The following is a 24145-nucleotide window of genomic DNA, read 5'->3' as shown; positions in this document are numbered from 1 at the left end:
GTGGCGAGGGAGCTTGCTCCCGCTGGAGGGCGAAGCACTCCCAGGCTTTTTTGGGGCCGCTTCAAAGCCCAGCGGGAGCAAGCTCCCTCGCCACAGCAGGCCCGCAGCTACGAGGGATTGGGTTGAGTCGGTCATAGCGCAGTGTCCAGGGCAGCATCGGTACGCACGCCGCGCCAGGCGTTGAAGCGATGGCGCGCGCGGTCCAGGTAAAGGTAAACCACCGGGGTGGTGTAAAGGGTCAGGACCTGGCTGAACACCAGGCCGCCAATAATGGTCAGGCCCAACGGGTGGCGCATCTCCGCACCATCACCACTGCCGAGCAGCAACGGCAAGGCACCGAGGATCGCGGCCAGGGTGGTCATCAGGATCGGCCGCAGGCGCAACAGGCAGGCGCTGCGGATCGACTCCAGCGGGCTCATGCCATCGTTGCGCTCCAATTGCAGCGCCAGGTCGATCATCAGGATCGCGTTCTTCTTCACCACGCCGATCAACAGGAACAAGCCCAGCAGGGAGATCAGGCTGAACTCGCCCCCCAGCAGGTAGATCGCCAACAACGCACCGACACCAGCCGACGGCAGCGTAGACAGGATGGTCAGCGGGTGGATGTAGCTTTCATACAAGATACCCAGCACCAGGTACACCGCCACCAGCGCGCCGAGAATCATGAACGGCTGGCCTTTCTGGGTCGCGGCGAACGCATCGGCAGTGCCGGCCATCTTGGCGATCACATCCTCGGGCAGCCCGACTTTGGCAATCGCACGCTCGATAGCCGCCGTGCCCTGCTCCACCGTGACCCCGGGCGCCATGTCAAAGGCGATATTCTCCGAAGCGAACTGGCCTTCATGGCTGACGCGGTCGTCGGCCAGGCTGTTCTCATAGTGGGCAATGGTCGACAATGGCACCCGTGCACCGTCGGCCGTGATCACCTGCATCTGGTTGAGGGTGATCGGGTCCTGGGCGTATTTGGGGTTGACCTCCATCACCACCTGGTACTGGTTGAGGCTGTCGTAAATGGTGGAAATCTGCCGTTGGCTGTAGGCGTTGTTGAGCACCGCCGTGACCATGTCCATGTCGATGCCCAGGCGCTTGGCCTGGTCGCGGTCGACAATCAACGTCACCTGGGCCGCGCCGCGGCCTTCGCGGGCGTCGATGGCGGTCAGCTCCGGCAACTCACGCATCGCCGCCACCACTTTCGGGTACCACAGGCGCAACGCGGCCAGGTCGCCACTTTGCAGGATGTAGGAATATTGCGCGCTGGTCTGGTCGCGGCCGCCCCCGAACTGCAGATCCTGGTCGGCCATGAGGAACAAGCGCCCGCCCGCCACCAGCGGCACCTCCTTGCGCAGGCGCTCGATCACCGCCTGGGCGGAGATCTTGCGTTCGCCAAGCGGCTTGAGGCGCACCAGCATCACTGCGTTGTTAGTGCCTTGGTTGCCACCGATAAAGCCGGCCACACTGAGCACCGCCGGGTCCTTGAGCACCGCCTGGCGAAAGATCTCCATCTTCGGCTGCATGACGCTGAACGACAGGCCATCGTCACCGCGCACAAAGCCGATCAACTGGCCGGTGTCCTGCTGGGGCATGAAGGTTTTGGGCACCACCACGTACAGCGCGATATTCACGCCCACTGTGACGAACAGGCTGAGCAAGGTCAGGCGCCGATGGCGCAGCACCCAATCCAGGCTGGTGGCGTAGCCGGCGACCATGCGCTCGTTGATCTTCTGGCTCCAGCGCTGCAAACCGGTCTGCCGGTCCTTCACATGCGGCTTCAACCAGCGAGCGCACAGCATGGGTGTCAAGGTCAGCGAGACAATCAGCGAGACGATGATCGCCGCCGACAAGGTGATGGAAAACTCGCGGAACAGGTTGGTAACAATGCCGCCCATGAACAGGATCGACAGGAACACCGCCACCAGCGACACGTTCATCGACAGCAAGGTAAAGCCCACTTCCTGGGCGCCCAGGTAGGCGGCTTTCATCGGTGGCACGCCCTCGTCGATGTGCCGGGAAATGTTCTCCAGCACCACGATGGCATCGTCCACGACCAAACCGGTGGCGAGGATCAGCGCCATCAGCGAAAAGTTATTCAGCGAAAAGCCATACAGGTACATCACCGCAAAGGTGCCCACCAGCGACACCGGCACCGCCAGGGTCGGGATCAGCGAAGCACGGAAGTTACCCAAGAACAGGTACACCACCAGGATCACCAGCCCCACGGCAATCAGCAGGGTCATTTCCGCCTCATGCAGGGTGGCAGTGATCACTGGCGAGCGGTCCATGGCCAGGCTGAGCTTGACGCTGGACGGCAACACCGCCTGCAACGCCGGCAACTGCGCCTTGATCTGCCGCACGGTTTCGATGATGTTGGCGCCGGACTGGCGGTTGATCACCAGCAACACCGCCGAATCATTGTTGAAGAAGCCGCTGTTGTAGCGGTCTTCCACCCCATCGGTGATCTTCGCCACGTCCTTGAGACGCAGGGCCGCGCCATCCTGATAACGAATCAGCAGGGGCTCATAGTCCTTGGCTTTCTCCAACTGGTCGTTGGCCTGGATCTGCCAGTTGCGCTCGCTGTCTTCCAGCGAGCCTTTGGGCCGGCGCTGGTTGGCATTGGCGATGGTGTTGCGCACATCGTCCAGGGCGACGCCATACTGATCGAGGGCCTTGGGTTCCAGTTCGATGCGCACCGCCGGCAGCGAACTGCCGCCGATCTGCACTTCGCCCACACCCGGCACCTGGGACAGGCTCTGGGACAGAATGGTCGAGGCCAGGTCGTACAACTGGCCCTTCTGCAACACGTCGGAGGTCAGCGACAGCACCATGATCGGCGCCTGGGACGGGTTGATCTTCTTGTAGGTGGGCATGCTGCGCATGCCACTGGGCAGCAGGTTGCGCGACGCGTTGATGGCCGCCTGCACTTCCCGCGCCGCACCGTTGATATCGCGGTCGGAATCGAACGCCAGAATCACCCGGGTAGAGCCCTGGCTCGACGAACTGCTCATGGTGGTGATACCGGCAATCGCGCCGAATGAGCGCTCCAGCGGCGTGGCCACCGTAGACGCCATCACCTCGGGGCTGGCGCCGGGCAAGCTGGCCGACACCACGATCACCGGAAAGTCGATCTGCGGCAATGGCGACACCGGCAACAAATTGAAGCTGACGCCACCGAGCAACATGATCGCCAGGCTCAGCAGCATAGTCGCGACCGGCCGGCGGATGAAAGGTCCGGACAGGTTCATGGCTCAACCGGCTCCAGGCGTTGTGGCTCTTTGCGCCAGCGCCGGCCAAGACGATCGAAGTACAGGTAGATCACCGGCGTGGTGAACAGCGTCAACACCTGGCTCACCAGCAACCCGCCGACCATCACCAGGCCCAGGGGCTGGCGCAGTTCGGCGCCGGAGCCGCTCGCTAGCATCAGAGGCACCGCGCCGAACAAGGCAGCCAGGGTGGTCATCAGGATTGGCCGGAAGCGCAACAGCGCGGCCTGGTAGATCGCGGTTTGCGGGTCCAGGCCCTGGTTGCGTTCGGCATCGAGGGCGAAGTCGATCATCATGATCGCGTTCTTTTTCACGATACCGATCAGCAGGATGATGCCGATGATCGCGATCATGCCCAGGTCATTGCCACTGAGCAGCAACGCCAGCAAGGCCCCCACCGCCGCCGACGGCAGGGTCGAGAGGATGGTGATTGGGTGGATATAGCTCTCATAGAGCACACCGAGCACGATGTACATGGTGACCACCGCCGCCAGGATCAACAGCAAGGTGCTCGACAACGAGGCTTCGAACGCCTGGGCCGCGCCCTGGAACTGGGTTTGCACGCCCACCGGCATGCCGATGTCCTTCTGGGTCTGGTTGATCAGTTCCACGCCTTTGCCCAGCGCTACGCCGGGCGCCAGGTTGAACGACATCATCACCGCCGGGAACTGGCCGATATGGGCAATTGCCAATTGCGCCTGGCGCTGTTCCACATGGGCCAGGCTCGACAGCCGTACCTGACCACCGTCAGTGGTTTTCACATGGATCTGGTTGAGGGCCGCCGGGCCGAGGGTTTCGCCGGACTGGGCCTGCAACACCACTCGATACTGGCTGGCCTGGGTGTAGATGGTGGAGATCTGGCGCTGGCCGAAGGCGTCATACAGCGCATCGGTGATGGTCGAGACACTTACGCCCAGGCGCGAGGCCGCGTCGCGGTCGATCACCAGGTACACCTGCAAGCCTTTGTCCTGCAGGTCACTGGCCACGTCGGTGAGTTCCGGCAACTGGCTGAGGGCGTGTACCAGTTTGCCGCTCCATAACGCCAACAACTCGGCGTCCGGGGAGGACATGCTGAACTGGTACTGGGTACGGCTGACCCGGTCCTCGATGGTGAGGTCCTGCACCGGTTGCATGAACAGGCGGATACCCACCAGCTTGTCGATCTGCGGTTGCAGGCGGGTGATGACCTCGGCTGCGCTCAAGTCGCGCTGGCCGTGAGCCTTGAGGTTGATGAGCAAGCGGCCGCTGTTGAGGGTGGCGTTATCGCCATCCACGCCAATGTAGGACGACAGGCTCTCGACCGCAGGGTCGGCGAGAATGATCTTCGCCAGTTCCTGCTGGCGCTGGCTCATGGCCGCAAAGGAAATCGACTGCGGCGCCTCGGAAATACCCTGGATCACCCCTGTGTCCTGCACCGGGAAAAAACCCTTGGGCACCACCAGGTACAGCACCACCGTAAGCCCCAGGGTGGCGATCGCCACCAGCAACGTCAGCGGCTGGTGCTTGAGCACCCATTGCAGCTTGCGGCCGTAAGCTTCGATCAACCAGTCAATCCAGGCGCCGCTGGCTTTGTAGAAGCGGCCCTGCTCTTCTTCCTTGGGTTCGCGCTTGAGCAGGCGCGCGCACATCATGGGCGTGAGTGTCAGCGACACTACCAGGGAAATCAGGATCGCCACTGCCAGGGTGATGGCGAACTCACGGAACAGCCGCCCGACCACGTCGGCCATGAACAGCAAAGGAATCAACACCGCGATCAACGACAGCGTCAGGGACACCAGGGTGAAACCGATCTGCTTGGCGCCCTTGAGCGCGGCCGCCATCGGCGTCTCGCCCTCCTCGATATAGCGCGAGATGTTCTCCAGCATCACGATGGCGTCGTCCACCACAAACCCGGTGGCGATGGTCAGGGCCATCAGCGTCAGGTTATTGATGGAGAATCCGGCCAGGTACATCACACCAAAGGTGCCCACCAGGGACAGCGGCACGGCGATGGACGGAATGATCGTGGCGCTGACTCGGCGCAGGAACAGGAACGTCACCATGACCACCAGGGCAATGGCGATCAGAAGCTCGTGTTGCACGTCTTTGACCGAAGCGCGGATGGTCTGGGTGCGGTCGGTGAGCACCGTCACGTCCAGGCCGGCCGGCAGGTTGTCGGTGATGCTCGGCAGCAGCGCCTTGATACGGTCTACCACCTCGATCACGTTGGCGCCCGGCTGGCGCTGGATATTGAGCAACACAGCCTGGTTCTCGTTGGCCCAGGCGGCGAGGCGCTCGTTTTCAGCGCCGTCGACGATCTGCGCGACATCCTTGAGCCGCAACGGAGCGCCATTGTTGTAGGCCAGGATCAGTTCGGCGTATTGCTCGGGCGAGACCAGTTGGTCGTTGGCGTCGAGCATCGAAACGCGGGTGGGGCCGTCAAAGTTACCTTTGGGCTGGTTGACGTTGGAGGCGGCGATCAGGGCGCGTACGTCCGAGAGGTTCAAGCCATTGGCCGCCAAGGCCTCGGGGTTGACCTTGATACGCACGGCCTGGCGCTGGCCACCGGCGATGCTGACCATGCCGACACCGCTGATCTGCGCGATTTTCTGCGCCATGCGTGTGTCGACCAAATCATTGAGCTTGGGCAGCAACATGGTCTTGGAGGTGATTGCCAGGGTCAGCACCGGGGTATCCGCCGGGTTGACCTTGTTGTACACCGGCGGCGCCGGCAGATCCTTGGGCAACAGGTTGGTGGCGGCGTTGATCGCGGCCTGCACCTGTTGCTCGGCAACGTCCATATTGATGTCGAGGTTGAAACGCAGGGTCAGCACCGAGGCGCCGCCGGAGCTGGTAGAGGCCATCTGGGTCAGCCCGGGCATCTGCCCGAACTGGCGCTCCAGCGGTGCGGTGACCGCGCTGGTCATCACATCGGGGCTGGCGCCGGGGTACAGGGTCATCACCCGGATAGTCGGGTAATCCACCTGGGGCAACGCCGACACCGGCAGCAGGCGGTACGAAATGATGCCGGCCAGGACAATGGCCAGCATGCTCAGCGTGGTGGCGACCGGGCGAAGGATGAACAGGCGCGACAGGTTCATGAACCGACCTTTTGCGCCTTGCCGGCGTCAGCCCCGGTCTCCCCTTTCGCTGCGGGCTTGCCTTGCAGGTGCTCGGTCGGCGTGGTCGGCACCTCGCTGCTGGCGTTGACTACTTCGATCTCGCTGCCGTCCTTGAGGCGGTCGGTGCCTTCCAGCACCACGCGGTCGCCAGCGACCAGGCCTTCCTTGATCACGGTGTTTTCACCATCGGTGTCACCTACCACCAAGGGCTGGACCTTGACCTTCTTGTCGCCGTCGAGCTTGTAGACAAAGGTGCCATTGTTGCCGAACTGGATCGCCGCAGATGGCGCCAGCACCACGTTCTTCAAGGTATCAGCCAGCAGGTGCACATTGACGAACTGGTTGGGGAACAGCGCCTGGTCCTTGTTATCGAAACGCGCCTTGAATTTCAGGGTGCCGGTGGTGACGTCAATCTGGTTGTCCAGGCTTTGCAGTACACCGACCGCCTGCTTTTTCACATCGCTACGGTCCCAGGCTTCCACTGGCAATTTGTTGCCAGCGTGGTAACGGGCCAGCACGGTTTCCAGGGTATTTTCCGGCAGGGTGAAGGCCACGCTGATTGGCTGGGTCTGGGTGATTACCGCCAGGGCGGTGGTGTCGTTGGCGGCGACGAGGTTGCCGACGTCAAGCTGGCGCAAACCGACCCGGCCGCTGATGGGCGCGCGGATTTTGGTGAACTCCAGGTTGAGCTTTGCGTCGTCCACCGCGCCCTGGTTGGTCTTGACCGTGCCCTGGTACTGCAATACCAGCGCTTCGGCGGTGTCCAGGGTTTGCTTGGCGATACTGTCCTGGGCGTACAGGTCGCGATAACGCTGTACATCGACCTGGGCGTTCTTCAACTGGGCCTGGTTCTGCAGCAAGGTGCCCTGGGCCTGGAGCAAGGCGTTCTGGTAGCTGCGCGGGTCGATTTCTGCCAGCAGGTCGCCGGCCTTGACCATTTGCCCTTCCTCGAAGGCGATCTTGACTAGCTCGCCGCCCACCCGGCTGCGCACATTAATGGTGTTCAGCGCCGTGACCGTACCCAGCGCCTTGTAGTACACCGGGAACTCACCCAGCACTGCAGGAGCCACGCGCACCGGCACTGGGCCAGTGGACCCGCCGAAGCCAGGGCGCGCCATGCCGGTTTTACCCGTGTGCCCGGCCGGAGCGTCTTTATGGGCCGCGCCGCTGGGCCAGAATTTCCAGCACAGGCCGGCGATAACCAGCAGCACGAGCAGGCCAAACAGCCAGCGGCGGGAGTTGCGGGGGGAGGATTGCATGGAGTGATCAACCATTGGGCGCGAGAGCTTCTACTTTGGGAGGCTGAAAGATAAGCACTGGGGGGCCTTAAGAAAAGCACCTTTACCGGCTATTTACCTTGGGCTTACAACTCTTAACTTCTGATCTTAGTCCACCGGCTATTTCGCTAAACCGCTGACGCTCAAATAAAAACGGCCTGGACTAGGCCAGGCCGCAATCATGCATCATACGTGTTACTGCCAAACGACAGTCATACGTAGAAACAGTTACTTCAACACAGCCAGGGCGGCGTCGTAGTTTGGCTCTTCAGCGATTTCCTTGACCAACTCGCTGTGCAGCACGTTATCGTTTTCATCCAGCACCACGACAGCGCGAGCGGTCAGGCCCTGCAGCGGGCCGTCAGCGATGGAGACACCATAGTCAACGGCGAAGTCGGCATTGCGGAAATCCGACAGGTTCTTAACGTTTTCCAGGCCTTCGGAGCCACAGAAACGCGCTTGGGCGAATGGCAGGTCGGAGGAGATGCACAGGACCACGGTGTTGGCCACATCGTTGGCCTGGGCATTGAACTTGCGCACGGAAGTGGCGCAGGTTGGGGTATCAACGCTTGGGAAGATGTTCAGCACTTTGCGCTTGCCGGCAAAGGTAGCCAGGGTGGCGTTGGACAGGTCGCCGGCAGTCAGGGTGAAGTCTGCAGCTTTGGCGCCGACTTTCGGCAGTTCGCCTTCAACCTGGACCGGGTTGCCTTTAAGGGTGACTTGAGCCATGAACGGAATCCTTATGCTGGTTTTTGGTTAAACAAATTCGAGAGGCGGAAGTTAACCACAAAGTGCCGACGCTACCTACCGCCAGACACAAATTGTCATGTCGTCAGGTTGTGGTTTAATTGCGCGCTTTTCGCCCGCCCTTCAAGGAAACCGTCGTCGATGAATCAGCCTGTCACCAAAGTCCTGGTCATTGGTTACGTCTGGCCGGAGCCCCGCTCCTCGGCCGCGGGCGGGCATATGATGCAAATCCTTGAGAGTTTTCTTACGCAAGGTTGGGACATTACCTTCAGCAGCCCCGCCACCATCGGCGAACACAAGGCCGACTTGCCGGCACTCGGGATCGCCGAACGCACCATCGAACTGAATAACAGCAGTTTCGATGACTTTGTCCGCGAACTGGCCCCGGATATCGTGCTGTTCGACCGTTTCATGATGGAGGAGCAATTTGGCTGGCGCGTAGAACAATGCTGCCCCAACGCCCTGCGCGTGCTGGAGACCTCCGACCTGCAAAGCCTGCGCGACGCCCGTCACCAGCGGCTCAAAGAGCAGGTGAAAGCCAAACCCGACAGCGACGACTTCAGCGCCCTGTTCGCGCCGGCGCTGGAAGACGAGTTCCAGCGCATGGCCGACACCGACCTGGCCAAACGCGAAATCGCCGCCATTTACCGCTGTGACATCAGCTTGATGATCTCCGACGTGGAAATCCGCCTGCTCACCGAACAGTTCAAGGTGCCTGCCGCCCTGCTCCACTGGTGCCCCTTGATGCTGCAACCGCCCACCGACGCATTTGCGCCCTTTGAAGACCGTGCGCATTTCCTCAGCATCGGTAACTTCCGCCACGCGCCCAATTGGGATGCGGTGCTGTGGATGAAGCACCGCCTGTGGCCACTGATCCGCCAACAACTGCCAGGCGCCCAATTGCATATCTACGGCGCCTACACCCCGCCCAAGGCCACCGCCCTGCACAATCAGGCCCAGGGCTTCCATGTAATGAACTGGGCCGAAGATGCGCTGCAAGTCATGACCGCCGCGCGCATCTGCCTGGCACCGTTGCGCTTTGGCGCGGGCATCAAGGGCAAGTTGGTCGACGCCATGCTGTGCGGCACGCCTAGTGTCACGACCCCAATCGGCGCCGAGGCCATGGGCGATGACCAGCCCTGGCCCGGCGTGATTGCACAGGATGCGCCGGCCCTGGCTGCGGCTGCCGTGGCCCTTTATCAGGACCGTGAGCGCTGGACCCGCGCCCAGGAACACGGGCGCCAACTGCTGGCCCGGCGCTATGACCAGAACATCCACGGGGCCGCCTTGGTGGAATGCCTGGAACGCTGTCGCCGCGACCTCGCTGCCCATCGCCGGGACAACTTCACCGGCAGCATGCTGCGCCACCACGCGCATAAAAGTACCCAATACATGTCCCAGTGGATCGAGGCGAAAAACCGCACCCTGTAAACACTGCTGCTGGCGAGGACGTGCGTGACGGGGCATTATCCCACGCAGCGATCACAATAAAGCGACGGCAGCATGACCCGAGCAACGCGCATTACTGACCCTTCCTACGAGTTGATGGACGACCACAACGGCCTGTCCATCATCTATCGCCAACACGGCTTCCCCTGCCCGCTGGTGCGCTGGCACTTCCACAAGGAATACGAGCTGCACCTGATCGTCGCCAGCTCCGGCAAGGTGTTTATTGGTGACTACATCGGCAACTTCTACCCGGAAAGCCTGTTCCTCACCGGCCCCAACCTGCCCCATAACTGGATCAGCCAGGTGGAAGAAGACGAAGTGGTGCCCAAGCGTGACATGCTGGTGAACTTCACCGATGACCTGTTCGAGAGCGGCAGCCATATTTTTGCTGAACTCAAGAACCTCGCACCGCTGCTGGAGCGCGCGCAGTACGGCATCGAGTTTCGCTGCAAAAAAACCATCACCCAGGCCATGACCTTGATGCAACACATCGAGGACGCCAAGGGCATGGCGCGCCTGGGGCAGTTTTTTATCTTGCTGGACGTGTTGAGCGTGTGCGAGGACTACCAATTGCTGTCCGGCGTAACCACGCCGCAATTGGCCGACGAGCACAGCATAGACCGCACCAACCGGGCAGTGGATTACATCTTTGCACATTACGCCCGCGAGCTGCCGCTGGAAGAAGTGGCGCAATACCTGGGGATGAAGCCGACGTATTTTTCCAGGGTGTTCAAACAAGCCACCGGGCGTACGTTCGTTGAGTTCGTCAATCGCCTGCGCATCAGCAAGTCCTGCGAGCTGCTGGCGGACGGTGATAAAGCCGTGACCGATGTGTGCTTCGAGTCCGGGTTCAACAATATCTCCAACTTCAACCGGCGCTTTCAGCAGCTCAAGGGGATGACGCCGTCACATTACCGGCGCCTGGCGGTGCAACGGTTGACTGAGCAGAACCTGGCTTGAGCAGGCATCCGTTCGTCTGAACTGGTAGATGTGACAGTTTCCTGCATCACGGCGATTGTTAACTCTGGCTCTGTGAATAGTCCATTGGAGCCCCGTCATGAAGAAAACACCCACCCCTCGTTCAATCAATGAGTTCAGCCGCTTTGAAATACCCGGAGAGACCTTCGGCTGGACCGGCGAAGGCCAGATACATATCGACAATTCCGACAAACAAAGTCGCTGGTTTTCGACATCGGTCAATAGAGACTGGGGCAAAGCGCTGACCGGGGCCGCCGACGTTGAAGTGGTCATCAGGCTGCGCGGCGAACAAGCCGGTGAAACACTCGTTGCCATACATCCGGAAGGAACAGGACGGCTCAACGACATATCAGTCGAAAAGCCAAGCCTTTATCGGTTCTACATCAGGTCCAAGGCGACCGGCGAGGTGTGGGTAAGCTTCAAATTTGACTCCAACCGAAAAATGGTGATCGAGAGCATCAGCGTGCTGGGGCCCGTTCGAAAAAAAACCGCTAAAGCACCCATACGCCCCTGACGGTCTGTCCACCACGGAAACATGGCGAGCAATAACTCTGCTGAAACGGCGCTGTTTCATACTCACCTCATGGAACCTTCCGAAGCCCTTTGTCACTCAGCCAAAGCGTCACCCAAGTACCTCAACAGGTGATGCTTTTGTGAAGCAGATAAAAGAGCCTCTATGATCAACGTTCAGTCGTCATCCGGTCCCCCCCCTCTCACTCGCTCAAACGTGACAAGTTTGCCCGTTAAGCTTGTGCACTCAATAGCACCGCACGTCATCGAGCTGTTCAAAACCCTGAACGATCGCCAAACCCGGACCTCAGACGCGCCGCGTGTCACGCAACCGTCACAAACACAGCCGCTTATCGAACAGCTGCTCAGGTTCGCAGCTTCCCCGACACAGCCGAGCCTGGCCGAGCAGATCAGCCGCCTGGTTGAAAACACGCCCGAACCATTGACCGACCCCGCCCTGCGCAACAAGGTGGAGCAACGTCTGAACCAGCCAAGCGCGCTCAACCCACAAAAAACCTACGCCCAGCTTATCCAGACCCTACTCGACAATCCTCAGCGCGGCGCATCCAACACGAACAGGCTCGTGTCGCGTGCACGACGGGATTTGCAGAACCTTGAATCGGCCCCAGCCTCACGAGCCGCGGCAATCCGCGCGTTCGCCGACGCCCTGGTTGATCGGGGTGACCGGCAACTGGCTAGCAATGTCGCCAACAGCCTGATCCGCCAGCGCCTCGACAGCGAGAATCGGCGTTCAAACAATGAGTCCGACAAGGTCGCCGTGCCCGCCGATTCCACCTTCGGCCAAGCCTGGGGCGAGCTGGCTGACGCGCTGAATGCAGAGCCGTTCAAATCGTTTGCCGAAGCCCGGAATATCGACATCTCCCAACTGATCATCCACCCCAGTGGAATCCTGAGGGAACTGCGCAACAACCGGGTTATCAACTTCCATCCGCACAACGACGCCGACTGGGCAGCCGCTTCGGGAGCGGTACTGGCAGCCGTCAAGAAACTGAGTGGTGAGCGTGCAGACCCGATTGTGTTCTACGGCCGCACACAGGCATCGGCGTATAACATCGCCAGCTTCTATGGTTTACAGCTGGGTAGTATCAGTGGCAACGACACGCTGTTCAGCATTGGGCAACTTTTGCGCGACGGCACATTCACGGCTTTGAGCAATACAGACGAACTCTTTGCGGCTCGCTACGCGCCCATCAAACATCAACAGAGGGAGGCCGGCCGATACATTGCCCAGGCGCCGACGCAACGGTTGAACGAGCGCCTGGCTGAGTTCGCGCATGCGCCTGCAGCGCAGAAGGTCCAAGAGGCCGATCAGGCACTCGCGCGGCTGTGCAGTCATGGGCTCATGAAACTGGTGCCGGGAACCGGCGCAAACGAATTTCCCGTGATGATCAAAGACATTCCTGAATATTCGACCTTCAATCAGCTGCGCAAACAATTGGCAGCGGTATTGACTGGTGATGCCTTTACAGCCTTCGCGCGGGAAAAGAACCTTGACCCAGCCAGTATTTGGATCAACCCGGTCAGCGGTGACCTGACCGGTAAAGTCAATAACGTCGACACCACCTTTACCGCCAATGATCTGTCCGGTTGGTTCGAGGTCTGGTCCCAGATAAAGGGCGCGGTTCAACAGTGGGCCGGTGGATCGCAGGCGGACGTGACATACCCCTCGCCGACGGTCGCATCGCTGTACGATGTGATGCATTTTTACAACGAAAGCATTCCATCCCAGCAAGACACCCGCCAGCACGACTGGCGACAACGCCAGCTCATCGCCTTGCTGACCCGAAGCACCCAGATGACCCGAAACAACGGTTTCCAGGCGCTGCTCGCAGAGACCGGAAGCGACACCCAGGGTGTCAAGGCGCGTCAGCAGTCGGTCGTGCGACAACTCACCGACGCGCCCTTATCTCCCTCTCCCCTTGAGGCCCTCGCCGCGGCGGTCGAGGCCAGGCCGAACATCGCAGTAAGCCCCGTCGACACACACGTCGAAACCCTGGAAAACGCGGACAGCGCACTGGCCGTCACTGTGCACCAAGCCCTGCTCGAACTCAAAGCCGACCCAGGCAAGGCCACATCTAAAATGATTGAGTCGATACCGGCCAACAGCCTGTTCGGTCACTGGCAGGCTTATTTGGGCAAAGCACTAAAGGCACGCGGCTTTACCGAGTGGGCGCGCAAACACAACGTCGAGTTGACGTCGCTGCGTTTCGACCCCAGCGACAAGGCGCTGATCGGCACAGTCAATGGCGTTGACCAGCGCTTTACCGCCCAGGACTTTGCGCAAAAGTATCCCGAACATTTCGACGTACTCGCCCCCGTACTGAATGCCGCCGAGGTGTTCAGCGCCCATGGCAAGACCATCAAATTGGTTCAACCGAACAACAGCGCTCCGCTCGAGTGGCTGAGCAGTTTTTATGGCATCAGTAACGACCCCACCAGCATGGCATTCGCTCGGCAGACGGAGTCGATGGGGCGGACTCAACAGTTCCCCAAGCCGCCGGAACACCCGGAGCGCCTGCTCAATTGGCTGAACACTCAACGCACGGCAGTGGGCAACAGTAACGACCGATATGCGCTGATCGGCCAGTTGCAAAGCGGCATCATCAATCGCGACGAAACGCAGAACTCGATGCGCTTCGTGGTCGATCCGGATTCATCCCATCACCCCAAGGGCGTCAAGACCGCCAGGGCATTTCTGACTGAAAACGGCTGGAAGGTCCCGCAATGGAAAGCCGAGACCGACAACCTGTTATTGGCGTTGCGCACACCTTTACCGCAATCGCCGCCTCTGGGCAATCTCTGGGGCTTTTTGTCCACGGATATCTCGCTCAGCACCGAACAGCGCAGCGCAGTAGTACAGCACGTCAAGCAGGGCATTGGCGCCGAGCAAAGCCTGCTCAACTACCTCAGCAAAGCGGTGCCCGACCTCAGTACCGAGCCTGGGCAGGCATTGGAGCAATTACTGTCCACCGACACGGCATTAGCGTTTGCGACCACACTGCAGACGGCGATGAAAGGCGCGCCCACCACCACCAGCCTCAAGCAATGGCTATTGACCGCCCTGGTGCTGGAGATCGACCCAGCGGCCAGCACACGGCGCAATGAGGTGGCGGGCTTCGACTTTACGCGCAGCGAAAACTGGGGGATGAACAACGAGCAAATAGTTGAGCAATTCAACCAGCACTTGGCGGGCGTGGAAAACTCCGAGGCCAATCTCACCTCGATTGCCGGGCATGTGCTGATGGCTGGCATGGCGCCGCAGTTTCGGGTCAAGAACATTCCGTCCTCTCTTACCATGGGTTCACCCCAGTGGGTCGCCTTTGTAACAGCGGTAAACCGCATCGAACAATTGGCCCCCGGTGCAACGGTAGGCGCCGACTACGCGAAAATCATGGATTCCCACAGGATCAAACCAATATCAAGGCCTGAAGCACTTCGGCTGGTCACCGCTCAAATGGCTCCCGTCCTGGATTGGGCTGCCGCCAACAACGTCATCGGCCCAAGCGCCAATCATGTCTACACCCAAGCGCAACTGGAGCAAGCCTTCGCGCGTTTGAGCACCCAAACCAGCCAGGTCAGTGAGGCAACGCGCTTTTTACGCGATGTTCCCCCGCCTCAACGGCGGAAAATGACGGTTGAGCTCCTCAAGAAAGCCTTCCCGCACATGCCTTCTGAAGTCAAAGGCCTCTGGAGAGAGGACGGCACGCTCTACGGCACCGTGGCATCACCCGCTGAAGCCTATGAAGCCGGGCAACTGGGCGACACCTACAAGCCCGCAAACCTGATTGATAAATGGATGACCTCGGCGAACAAGCCAGCCTGGGAAGCCAGGGACCCGAACATTCCTATCCAGGCATTGCATGACCGCGCCGCCGAACTGCCCGATGTCAATGAGGCGTTTGACGCGGCTATCGAAAAAGACTACCCGGTGCGTCGTGGTCACTCGATCGTCATGATCAAGCATCTGCTATCCAAGCTGCCCCAGGAGGACCGTAGAAGCCTGGCATTCGGCCGTTTGGAGTATTTCAGCGTTCGAGAAGCCGACGCCGGACCCTGGCATAATGCGAACCCCAAACAAAATAAAAAGGGCAAAAAAGGCAGCCACGGCCTGATTATTCGCTCCACCGACAACGCCGGCAACGTGCGTGATTACGGGGTCTACCCTGATGCGGGGATAGTAAAAAGAATCAATGGGCTGCCAGCGGACATTCCCCTGGGCGGCACCAACAAGGCATTTGGCAAGATCTACGACGGGAAAGACGAGGGGGCGCACACGCTGCCCCTGGACTTTGCTGCGTTCAGCTCATCCGCACCGCCGCGCGACGGGGTCAGCACCAAGGTCATCGTTGAATCCACCACACCAAAGACGCAGATCGATGGGGAACTGGTCAGCCAAAGCAGGGCAACGTTCGGAACACCCGACCAGAGCGTAGCGCCTGGCTATTTCGATGCCGAACTCGAAGACGTTGCCACTGTCTGCATCGATTCTCACTTTCTGAAGAAAGACGAGTTCAAGGCCATCAATACCGGGTTCAACCACCTGGAAAAAGAAGACCCTGGCCTGGCTGAACGACTCAATGCTCTGGCCTGCATGATCCCCGGCGTCAGCAGTATTGAGGACGTGATTCGAGGCGATTATGACGCTGCCACCAAGGACCTTCTGAACGATGCACTGAGCATTATCATTCCTGAAGGGCTTGCACGATTAGGCTCGATGGCCGCGAGGGCATTTGAAGGTGCCGCCTCTGAGATAGGCAGAGGGTTAGTGCAGGTCGCAGAGTCGGGTGAGCGGCAGGCGATCAGGGACATGACCGTTGCCAGCGCCTCCAGATCTTTCGGCGCGACCCATCGTATGCAAGGTGGGCAACTGGCCGAACAGAGCGCGGGTAAATTTGCTCAGCCGGCCGATATGGCGGAAGGTATTCTGCGCTCCGGAGCCAATGAGCCGGTCAAACTCAGTGCGGTACGCCAGGACGGTAGCTGGTATGCCTATGACGCGAAAGCACAGACAGTTTACGGGCCTGTGCTGGAAGGCTTTGTATCGGATACATCGTCGACGCTGCGCCTGGAGACCTTTTCAGATGGCGCTCAAGCGCTGGTGGTTGATAAGCCGCTGGCTGCCGACGCGTACACCATCCCTCGCGCCAATGGCTTTGATCTGGTCAACGAAGGCAAGGTCTACAGATATGACCCGAGTAAGCCCGGTTTATTAACTGACCTGGAATCTGCTGACCATTTCACACCGCGCGATGATTTTGAAGCCTTCTGCCCTGCCCCCTCTCTACCTGGTAGAAGCAGGCGAGGCGCCAATGACGAATGTTTTGTGAAAGTCATCAATGACGTGGAGGGTGAACTCACGCAGGAGTTGCAAGCGCTTGAACACTGCCGCCTTTATCCCTCCCCAGGCAAATCCATTTTCAATAGAAGCCGATACACTATTTTCGAGCGACGCCTATATAAAGTAACTGAAAGTGATGTAGGCGCCCGATTGACACCTACACTTGAGACTGCCCCCATCACCTATAAGCCTATTATTAGCGGAGAAATAATAAACGCTCCTGAATTCGGCTTCTATGGTGGACTTTCGAGTCAAGCATTTGAAGCGGAAACGTGCGTTGTAAAATTGGGAAGCATAAGTCAAATCTGTAATGACCAGCGCGAAATACGTGGACTGATACTGTCGGATATGCATGGCGACAAACAACTGATTATAGAGGCTGACACCAATGTATTTTATCGAGCAAAACTAACGAAACCGCCGCAAAGCACTCTATTTTTTGTACAGTGTAAGTTCTCCCCCTTCGACACAGACCTTGTAAAAAAATATCGAGGAAAACTGACCTTACGTCAAAGCGGCACTGCGGGGCGGCCTATAGATGCCAACCTTGTTTCGCTACCCAAGCTGAATACCGCCTATAAAAATCTTGAAAAGTCAGGTTTTACAAAGGAGTCCATTGCTACGCTAAAGGATCGGTGCGCGCGCATGACAGCGGAGCAACAGCGGGAAGTGGCCTATCAACTGCTTCAACACGGTGCGATTGAGACACCTGTGGCCCTGAAGCCGGGTAAAGCTCTACCGCTGGAAATACCGGAAAATTTTTCGCAACGCCCCCTTGCAGCGCAAAACCAATTTTATGCAGAACAGGCAAAAAACTCCGTCCGTCAAGCGCTGAGCGCTACAGGCCTAGGCCCAAGTAATTTGGTACTCTCACCAAGCGACCTTGCAAGAGCGGATGCGGCACAGGAGGTTATTCTCTGGTTACGCAATGCATATTCCAAGCTCCCGTCTAATTACGGCGACTTGATCATCAAGTCAGGGGCCGGAAATTGCGGAGAGATGAGCATTCTTTCAGCCGACCTCATCAATAAAAGTGGCGGGCGAGCTTACCGCTGGGAAGCAGGGGATGCCCATGCACTAACAATTGTGGGTGGCCCCTCTACCCGCCCTCGGCCAACAATCGATTTCTCCGAACCTGAATGGGCAGATGCATGGGTCGTGGATCCGTGGGCGAATATCGCATGTCGCGCCTCTGAGTACACTAAAGAGCTACGAGTGGTAATGAATAAATGGAATGAAAGTGGCTTGGTTATTCGTGAGGGTAATAATTTGAAAATGAGCCCGCTGGATGACACTTGGATTGATACGCTCATCAATAAGCCAAAAAGCCCGGTCAAGAGTGCCTATCAATAGAAAATAGGCATTGCACCTCTTCGGGCGCCTGAGCGGCGCTCGAAGACTATCAGTGCAAAAAAGTATCAGTCCCAGTGCTCCCAAGGATTTGTCACCGCCGCTTTTGAAGGCTGTAATCAACGCACACTCTTCCTGTCTCCTTGTAGGAAGACACAACAACAATAACCGTCCTTCTGTAGCCCCCTGGGCGCGGAAATGGAGTGCGCGATGAAGTTCACAGTAAAAACTCTGCTTGCCTGTTCTTGCATGACTGCATGCATGACCCTCAGCGCCGTCAGCCTTGGCGCGCAAACCCTGACCATTGCCACCGTCAACAACAGCGACATGATCCGCATGCAGAAGCTCTCGAAAACCTTCGAGGCCGAGCACCCGGAGATCAAGCTGAACTGGGTGGTGCTCGAAGAAAACGTCCTGCGCCAACGCCTCACCACCGACATCGCCACCCAGGGCGGGCAGTTTGATGTATTGACCATCGGCATGTACGAAGCCGCACTGTGGGGCGCCAAGGGTTGGCTGGAACCGATGAAAGACCTGCCGGTGTCCTATGACCTTGATGACGTGTTCCCTTCGGTGCGTGATGGTTTGTCCGTCAAAGGCTCCTTGTATGCCCTGCCGTTCTACGCCGAAAGCTCGATCACCTATTACCGCACCGACCTGTTCAAGGACGCCGGGCTGACCATGCCTGAGCACCCGACCTGGAGCCAGATCGGCGAATTTGCCGCCAAGCTCACCGACAAGTCCAAAGAGCAATATGGCCTGTGCCTGCGCGGCAAAGCCGGTTGGGGTGAGAACATGGCGCTGATCACCACCCTGGCCAACGGCTTCGGCGCGCGCTGGTTCGATGAGAAGTGGCAGCCGGAATTCAACGGCCCCGAGTGGAAGAACGCGCTGAACTTCTACGTCGACAACATGAAGAAATCCGGCCCGCCGGGTGCTTCCAGCAACGGCTTCAACGAGAACCTGGCACTGTTCAACAGCGGCAAGTGCGCGATCTGGGTGGATGCCAGCGTGGCGGGCTCGTTTGTTACCGACAAGAGCCAGAGCAAGGTCGCCGAGCATGTCGGCTTCACGTTTGCGCCCCACGAGAAGACCGACAAGGGCACGTCATGGCTGTATTCCTGGAGCCTGGCGATCCCGACCAGCTCCAAGGCCAAGGACGCCGCCAAGGTATTCACCACCTGGGCAACCTCCAAGGAATACGGCCAGCTTGTGGCCAAGACCGATGGCATCGCCAACGTACCACCGGGCACACGCACCTCGACCTACAGCGAGGAGTACATGAAGGCTGCGCCGTTCGCCAAGGTGACGCTGGAATCGCTGAAAGTGGCCGACCCGACCAAGCCGACCGAGAAACCGGTGCCGTATATCGGTATCCAGTTGGTGACCATTCCGGAATTCCAGGCGATTGGTACTCAGGTGGGCAAGTTCTTCTCGGGTGCGCTGACCGGTCAGCAGAGCGTCGATGCTGCATTGACCGCCGCGCAGACCACCACCGAGCGGGAAATGAAGCGGGCTGGTTATCCCAAGTAACCCAGCTTCACCCCCGCAAATACAGGAGCAGGGCTTTTGTGGGCGCTGGCTTGCCCGCGATGCAAACAACTCGGTCTATGAGTAGCACCGAGGCGATGCCATCGCAGGCAAGCCAGCTCCCACAGTGACCGCGCTCCGACGCAGATTCTGTAGGCATCTGACTGGTTCTGATCACCATGAATACACCTCCAAAAAACCGCCTGGCCAACCCCGGCTGGTTTCTCGTCAGCCCCTCGGTGGCCTTGCTGCTGCTGTGGATGATCGTGCCGCTGGGCATGACCCTGTACTTTTCGCTGATCCGCTACAACCTGCTCTACCCCGGCGAAAACCAATTCGTGGGGCTGGAGAACTTCAGCTACTTCATCACCGATTCGGGGTTCCTGCCCGGCGCCACCAATACCCTGTTGCTGGTGGGCAGCGTATTGCTGATCAGCGTGGTGTTGGGCGTGTTGATCAGTGCCCTGCTGGAGGCCAGCGAATTCCTCGGGCGCGGCATCGTGAGGGTGATGCTGATTTCGCCGTTCTTCATCATGCCCACCGTCGGCGCGTTGATCTGGAAGAATCTGATTTTCCACCCGGTGTCGGGGATTCTCGCCGCGGTGTGGAAGTTCTTCGGCGCCGAACCGGTGGACTGGCTGGCGCATTACCCGCTGCTGTCGATCATCATCATTGTGTCGTGGCAATGGCTGCCCTTTGCGATCCTGCTGCTGATGACCGCGATGCAGTCACTAGACCAAGAGCAAAAGGAAGCGGCACGCCTGGACGGTGCCGGCGCCATTGCGATTTTCTGGCACCTGACCCTGCCCCACCTGGCCCGCCCGATTGCCGTGGTGGTGATGATCGAAACCATCTTCCTGCTCTCGGTGTTCGCCGAAATCTTCACCACCACCAACGGTGGCCCCGGCTACGCCTCGACCAACCTCGCCTACCTGATCTACAACCAGGCGCTGGTGCAGTTCGACGTGGGCATGGCCTCGGCCGGCGGCTTGATTGCCGTGGTCATCGCCAATATCGCGGCGATCATCCTGGTGCGGATGATCGGCAAAAACCTGACTGACAAGCCTTGAGGGCCGCGCCATGACGCTTCAACAATCCCGCCGCCTGCAAAGCCTGTTGCTTGGCACGTTGGCCTGGGCCATTGCCATCCTGATTTTCTTCCCGATCTTCTGGATGGTGCTGACCAGTTTCAAGACCGAAATCGACGCGTTCGCCACGCCGCCGCAGTTCATCTTCACGCCGACGCTGGAGAACTACCTGCACATCAACGAGCGCAGCAACTACTTTGCCTACGCCTGGAACTCGGTGGTGATTTCGTTCAGCGCCACCGCCCTGTGCCTGCTGATTTCGGTACCGGCCGCCTACTCCATGGCGTTCTACGAAACCCAGCGCACCAAGGGCACGCTGCTGTGGATGCTGTCCACCAAGATGCTGCCGCCGGTGGGCGTGCTGATGCCGATCTACCTGCTGGCCAAGAGCTTTGGCCTGTTGGATACGCGCATTGCGCTGATCATCATCTACACCCTGATCAACCTGCCGATTGTGGTGTGGATGGTGTACACCTACTTCAAGGACATCCCCAAGGACATCCTCGAAGCCGCCCGCCTGGACGGCGCCACCCTGTGGCAGGAAATGGTGCGCGTGCTGCTGCCAATCGCCAAGGGTGGCCTGGCGTCCACGGTACTGCTGTCGTTGATCCTGTGTTGGAACGAGGCGTTCTGGTCGCTGAACCTGACCTCCTCCAGCGCCGCGCCGTTGACCGCCTTGATCGCCTCCTACTCCAGCCCCGAAGGCTTGTTCTGGGCCAAGCTGTCCGCCGTCTCCACGCTGGCCTGCGCGCCGATCCTGATCTTTGGCTGGATCAGCCAGAAGCAGTTGGTACGCGGTTTGTCCTTTGGCGCCGTCAAATAATAATTCGAAAAGGAGGCTCATCATGGCCAACCTGAAAATCAAGAATCTGCAAAAAGGCTTCGAAGGTTTTTCCATCATCAAGGGCATCGACCTGGAAGTGAACGACAAGGAATTCGTGGTGTTCGTCGGCCCGTCGGGCTGTGGCAAGTCCACCCTGCTGCGCCTGATCGCCGGCCTGGAAGAGGTCAGCGACGGCACCATCGAACTCGATGGCCGCGACATCACCGAAGTGACCCCGGCCAAGCGCGACCTGGCCATGGTGTTCCAGACCTACGCGCTGTACCCGCACATGAGCGTGCGCAAGAACATGTCGTTTGCCCTGGACCTGGCGGGCGTCGACAAGAAGCTGGTCGAGAGCAAAGTCAGCGAAGCGGCACGCATCCTTGAGCTGGGGCCTTTGCTGGAGCGCAAGCCCAAGCAACTCTCGGGTGGCCAGCGCCAGCGCGTGGCGATTGGCCGAGCGATTGTGCGCAACCCGAAGATCTTCCTGTTCGACGAACCGCTGTCCAACCTCGACGCCGCCCTGCGCGTGCAGATGCGCCTGGAGCTGGCGCGCCTGCATAAAGAACTGCAAGCCACCATGATCTACGTGACCCACGACCAGGTCGAAGCCATGACCCTGGCCGACAAGGTGGTGGTGCTCAACAGTGGACGCATCGAACAGGTCGGCTCGCCGCTGGAGCTGTACCACCAGCCTGCCAACCTGTTTGTGGCCGGTTTTCTCGGCACGCCGAAGATGGGCTTCCTCAAGGGCCAGGTCACCCGCGTCGACAGCCAAGGCTGTGAGGTGCAACTGGACGCCGGCACCCTGATCAGCCTGCCGTTGAGCGGCGCCACCCTGAGCGTGGGCAGCGCGGTAACCCTGGGCATTCGCCCGGAACATCTGGAAATCGCCGCGCCAGGGCAAACCACCCTGACCGTGACCGCTGACGTCGGCGAGCGCCTGGGCAGCGACACCTTCTGCCACGTCATCACCCGCAACGGCGAACCGCTGACCATGCGTATCCGTGGCGACATGGCCAGCCAATACGGCGAAACGCTGCAGTTGCACCTGGACCCGGCGCACTGCCATCTGTTCGACACCGATGGCGTAGCCGTGGCCCGTCCACTGCGCGCTGCCGCCTGATTTCGTGAGTATTTCCAGATGAAATTGAATAAAGCCAACCTCACCCAACTGGCGCCCGAAGTGCAGGTGCCGACCTACGCGCTTGCCGATATCCGCCAGGGCATCGCGCACATTGGCGTCGGCGGTTTCCACCGTGCGCACCAGGCGTTCTACACCGATGCCCTGATGAACACCGGCGAGGGCCTGGACTGGGGCATCTGCGGCGTCGGCCTGCGCAGTGAAGACCGCAAGGCCCGCGACGACCTGGCCGGCCAGGATTATTTGTTCACCCTGTATGAACTGGGCGACACCGACGACACGCAAGTGCGCGTGATCGGCTCGATCAGCGACATGCTGCTGGCCGAAGACGGCGCCCAGGCGCTGATCGATAAACTTGCCAGCCCCCAGATCCGCATCGTCTCGCTGACCATCACCGAAGGCGGCTACTGCATCGACGACAGCAACGGCGAGTTCATGGCCCACCTGCCGCAGATCCAGCATGACCTGGCGCACCCGAGAGCGCCGAAAACCGTGTTCGGCTTTATCTGCGCCGCGCTGACCCAGCGCCGCGCCGCTGGCACCCCGGCCTTTACGGTGATGTCCTGCGATAACCTGCCCCACAACGGCGCCGTCACCCGCAAGGCCTTGCTGGCCTTCGCCGCCCTGCACGACGCGGGGCTGCATGACTGGATCAAGGCCAACGTGAGCTTCCCAAACGCCATGGTTGACCGCATCACGCCCATGACCAGCACCGCCCACCGCCTGCAACTGCATGACCAGCACGGGATCGACGATGCCTGGCCGGTGGTGTGCGAGCCGTTTGTGCAGTGGGTGCTGGAAGACAAATTCGTCAACGGCCGCCCGGCCTGGGAAAAGGTCGGCGTGCAGTTCACCGATGACGTCACGCCTTACGAAGAAATGAAGATCGGCCTGCTCAACGGCAGCCACCTGGCCCTCACGTACCTGGGGTTCCTCAAGGGCTACCGGTTCGTTCACGAGACCATGAACGACCCCGTGTTCGTGGCGTACATGCGCGCCTACATGGACCTGGACGTCACGCCGAACCTGGCGCCGGTACCTGGTATCGACCTGACCGAATACAAGCAGACCCTGGTGGATCGCTTTTCCAACCAGGCGATTGCCGACCAGTTGGAGCGCGTATGCTCCGATGGTTCATCGAAGTTTCCCAAGTTCACCGTGCCGACCATCAACCGCCTGATTGCCGACAGCCGCGAGATGGACCGTGCCGCCCTGGTGGTGGCGGCCTGGGCGCTGTATTTGAAAGGCGTGGATGAAAACGGCGCGCGCTACAGCATCCCGGACCCACGGGCAGCGTTCTGCCAGGAGCTGGTGAGCGATGACGCGCTGATCAGCCAACGGTTGCTGGGGGTGGAAGAGATTTTTGGCACGGCTATTCCCAAGTCGGCGGCGTTTGTGGCAGCGTTCCAGCGTTGCTATGAAAGCCTGCGCGACAAAGGCGTCACCGCCACACTGCAAAACCTCCTGAACAAACCGGATTAAACATGTGGGAGCTGGCTTGCCAGCTCCCACATTGACCGTATTTTCAATCC

Annotated in this window: 13 protein-coding genes; 9 read left to right on the top strand and 4 right to left on the bottom strand. The window is 59.7% G+C overall.

What is annotated here, in order from left to right:
- Positions 1–131 precede the first annotated feature (131 nt).
- The 4 genes from CLM72_RS13080 to tpx all read right to left on the bottom strand — a co-directional run bounded on the left by CLM72_RS13080 (position 132) and on the right by tpx (position 8364).
- On the bottom strand, positions 132–3239 hold the full coding sequence (locus CLM72_RS13080) for an efflux RND transporter permease subunit (protein ID WP_105226726.1): 3108 nt from the start codon (positions 3237–3239) through the stop codon (positions 132–134).
- The gene (locus CLM72_RS13075; RefSeq protein WP_014718694.1) at positions 3236–6337 is read right to left on the bottom strand and encodes an MdtB/MuxB family multidrug efflux RND transporter permease subunit; all 3102 of its coding nucleotides are present in this window, start codon (positions 6335–6337) and stop codon (positions 3236–3238) included. The genes CLM72_RS13080 and CLM72_RS13075 overlap by 4 nt, the downstream gene beginning before the upstream one ends.
- A complete protein-coding gene (locus tag CLM72_RS13070) occupies positions 6334–7632 on the bottom strand; it encodes an MdtA/MuxA family multidrug efflux RND transporter periplasmic adaptor subunit (protein WP_105226725.1) in 1299 nt (432 codons plus the stop codon). Before CLM72_RS13070 ends, CLM72_RS13075 begins: the two co-directional genes overlap by 4 nt.
- Before the next feature lie 231 nt (positions 7633–7863).
- A complete protein-coding gene (gene tpx / locus CLM72_RS13065) occupies positions 7864–8364 on the bottom strand; it encodes a thiol peroxidase (RefSeq protein ID WP_003190967.1) in 501 nt (166 codons plus the stop codon).
- Positions 8365–8523: 159 nt separating this feature from the next.
- Here tpx and CLM72_RS13060 point away from each other — a divergent pair, with 159 nt between their 5' ends.
- From CLM72_RS13060 to CLM72_RS13020, 9 genes are all read left to right on the top strand, one after another.
- Complete coding sequence (locus CLM72_RS13060; protein ID WP_105226724.1) at positions 8524–9813, top strand: glycosyltransferase; 1290 nt, start codon at positions 8524–8526, stop codon at positions 9811–9813.
- 72 nt (positions 9814–9885) lie between these two features.
- Positions 9886–10791: an AraC family transcriptional regulator gene (locus CLM72_RS13055; protein ID WP_105226723.1), complete on the top strand. Its 906-nt coding sequence runs from the start codon at positions 9886–9888 to the stop codon at positions 10789–10791.
- Between the two features lie 97 nt (positions 10792–10888).
- The gene (locus tag CLM72_RS13050) at positions 10889–11323 is read left to right on the top strand and encodes a hypothetical protein (RefSeq protein ID WP_105226722.1); all 435 of its coding nucleotides are present in this window, start codon (positions 10889–10891) and stop codon (positions 11321–11323) included.
- Between the two features lie 162 nt (positions 11324–11485).
- Entirely contained in the window at positions 11486–18031 is a 6546-nt protein-coding gene (locus tag CLM72_RS13045) for a hypothetical protein (protein ID WP_105226721.1), read from the top strand.
- Between the two features lie 207 nt (positions 18032–18238).
- Complete coding sequence (locus tag CLM72_RS13040) at positions 18239–19561, top strand: sugar ABC transporter substrate-binding protein (RefSeq protein ID WP_105226720.1); 1323 nt, start codon at positions 18239–18241, stop codon at positions 19559–19561.
- A gap of 176 nt (positions 19562–19737) precedes the next feature.
- The gene (locus CLM72_RS13035; RefSeq protein ID WP_105226719.1) at positions 19738–20628 is read left to right on the top strand and encodes a carbohydrate ABC transporter permease; all 891 of its coding nucleotides are present in this window, start codon (positions 19738–19740) and stop codon (positions 20626–20628) included.
- A gap of 10 nt (positions 20629–20638) precedes the next feature.
- The gene (locus CLM72_RS13030) at positions 20639–21469 is read left to right on the top strand and encodes a carbohydrate ABC transporter permease (protein ID WP_005788583.1); all 831 of its coding nucleotides are present in this window, start codon (positions 20639–20641) and stop codon (positions 21467–21469) included.
- Between the two features lie 22 nt (positions 21470–21491).
- Complete coding sequence (locus tag CLM72_RS13025; RefSeq protein ID WP_057977216.1) at positions 21492–22595, top strand: ABC transporter ATP-binding protein; 1104 nt, start codon at positions 21492–21494, stop codon at positions 22593–22595.
- An 18-nt stretch (positions 22596–22613) separates the two neighbouring features.
- Positions 22614–24095, top strand: a complete 1482-nt coding sequence (locus CLM72_RS13020) for a mannitol dehydrogenase family protein (protein WP_105226718.1) — start codon at positions 22614–22616, stop codon at positions 24093–24095.
- The last annotated feature ends 50 nt before the right edge of the window (positions 24096–24145 follow it).

The organism is Pseudomonas sp. MYb193, assembly GCF_002966775.1.
Classification (GTDB): Bacteria; Pseudomonadota; Gammaproteobacteria; order Pseudomonadales; family Pseudomonadaceae; genus Aquipseudomonas; species Aquipseudomonas paracarnis.
The sequence above is the reverse complement of the archived record's forward strand: the minus strand, read 5'-3'. Positions and strand labels throughout refer to the sequence as shown.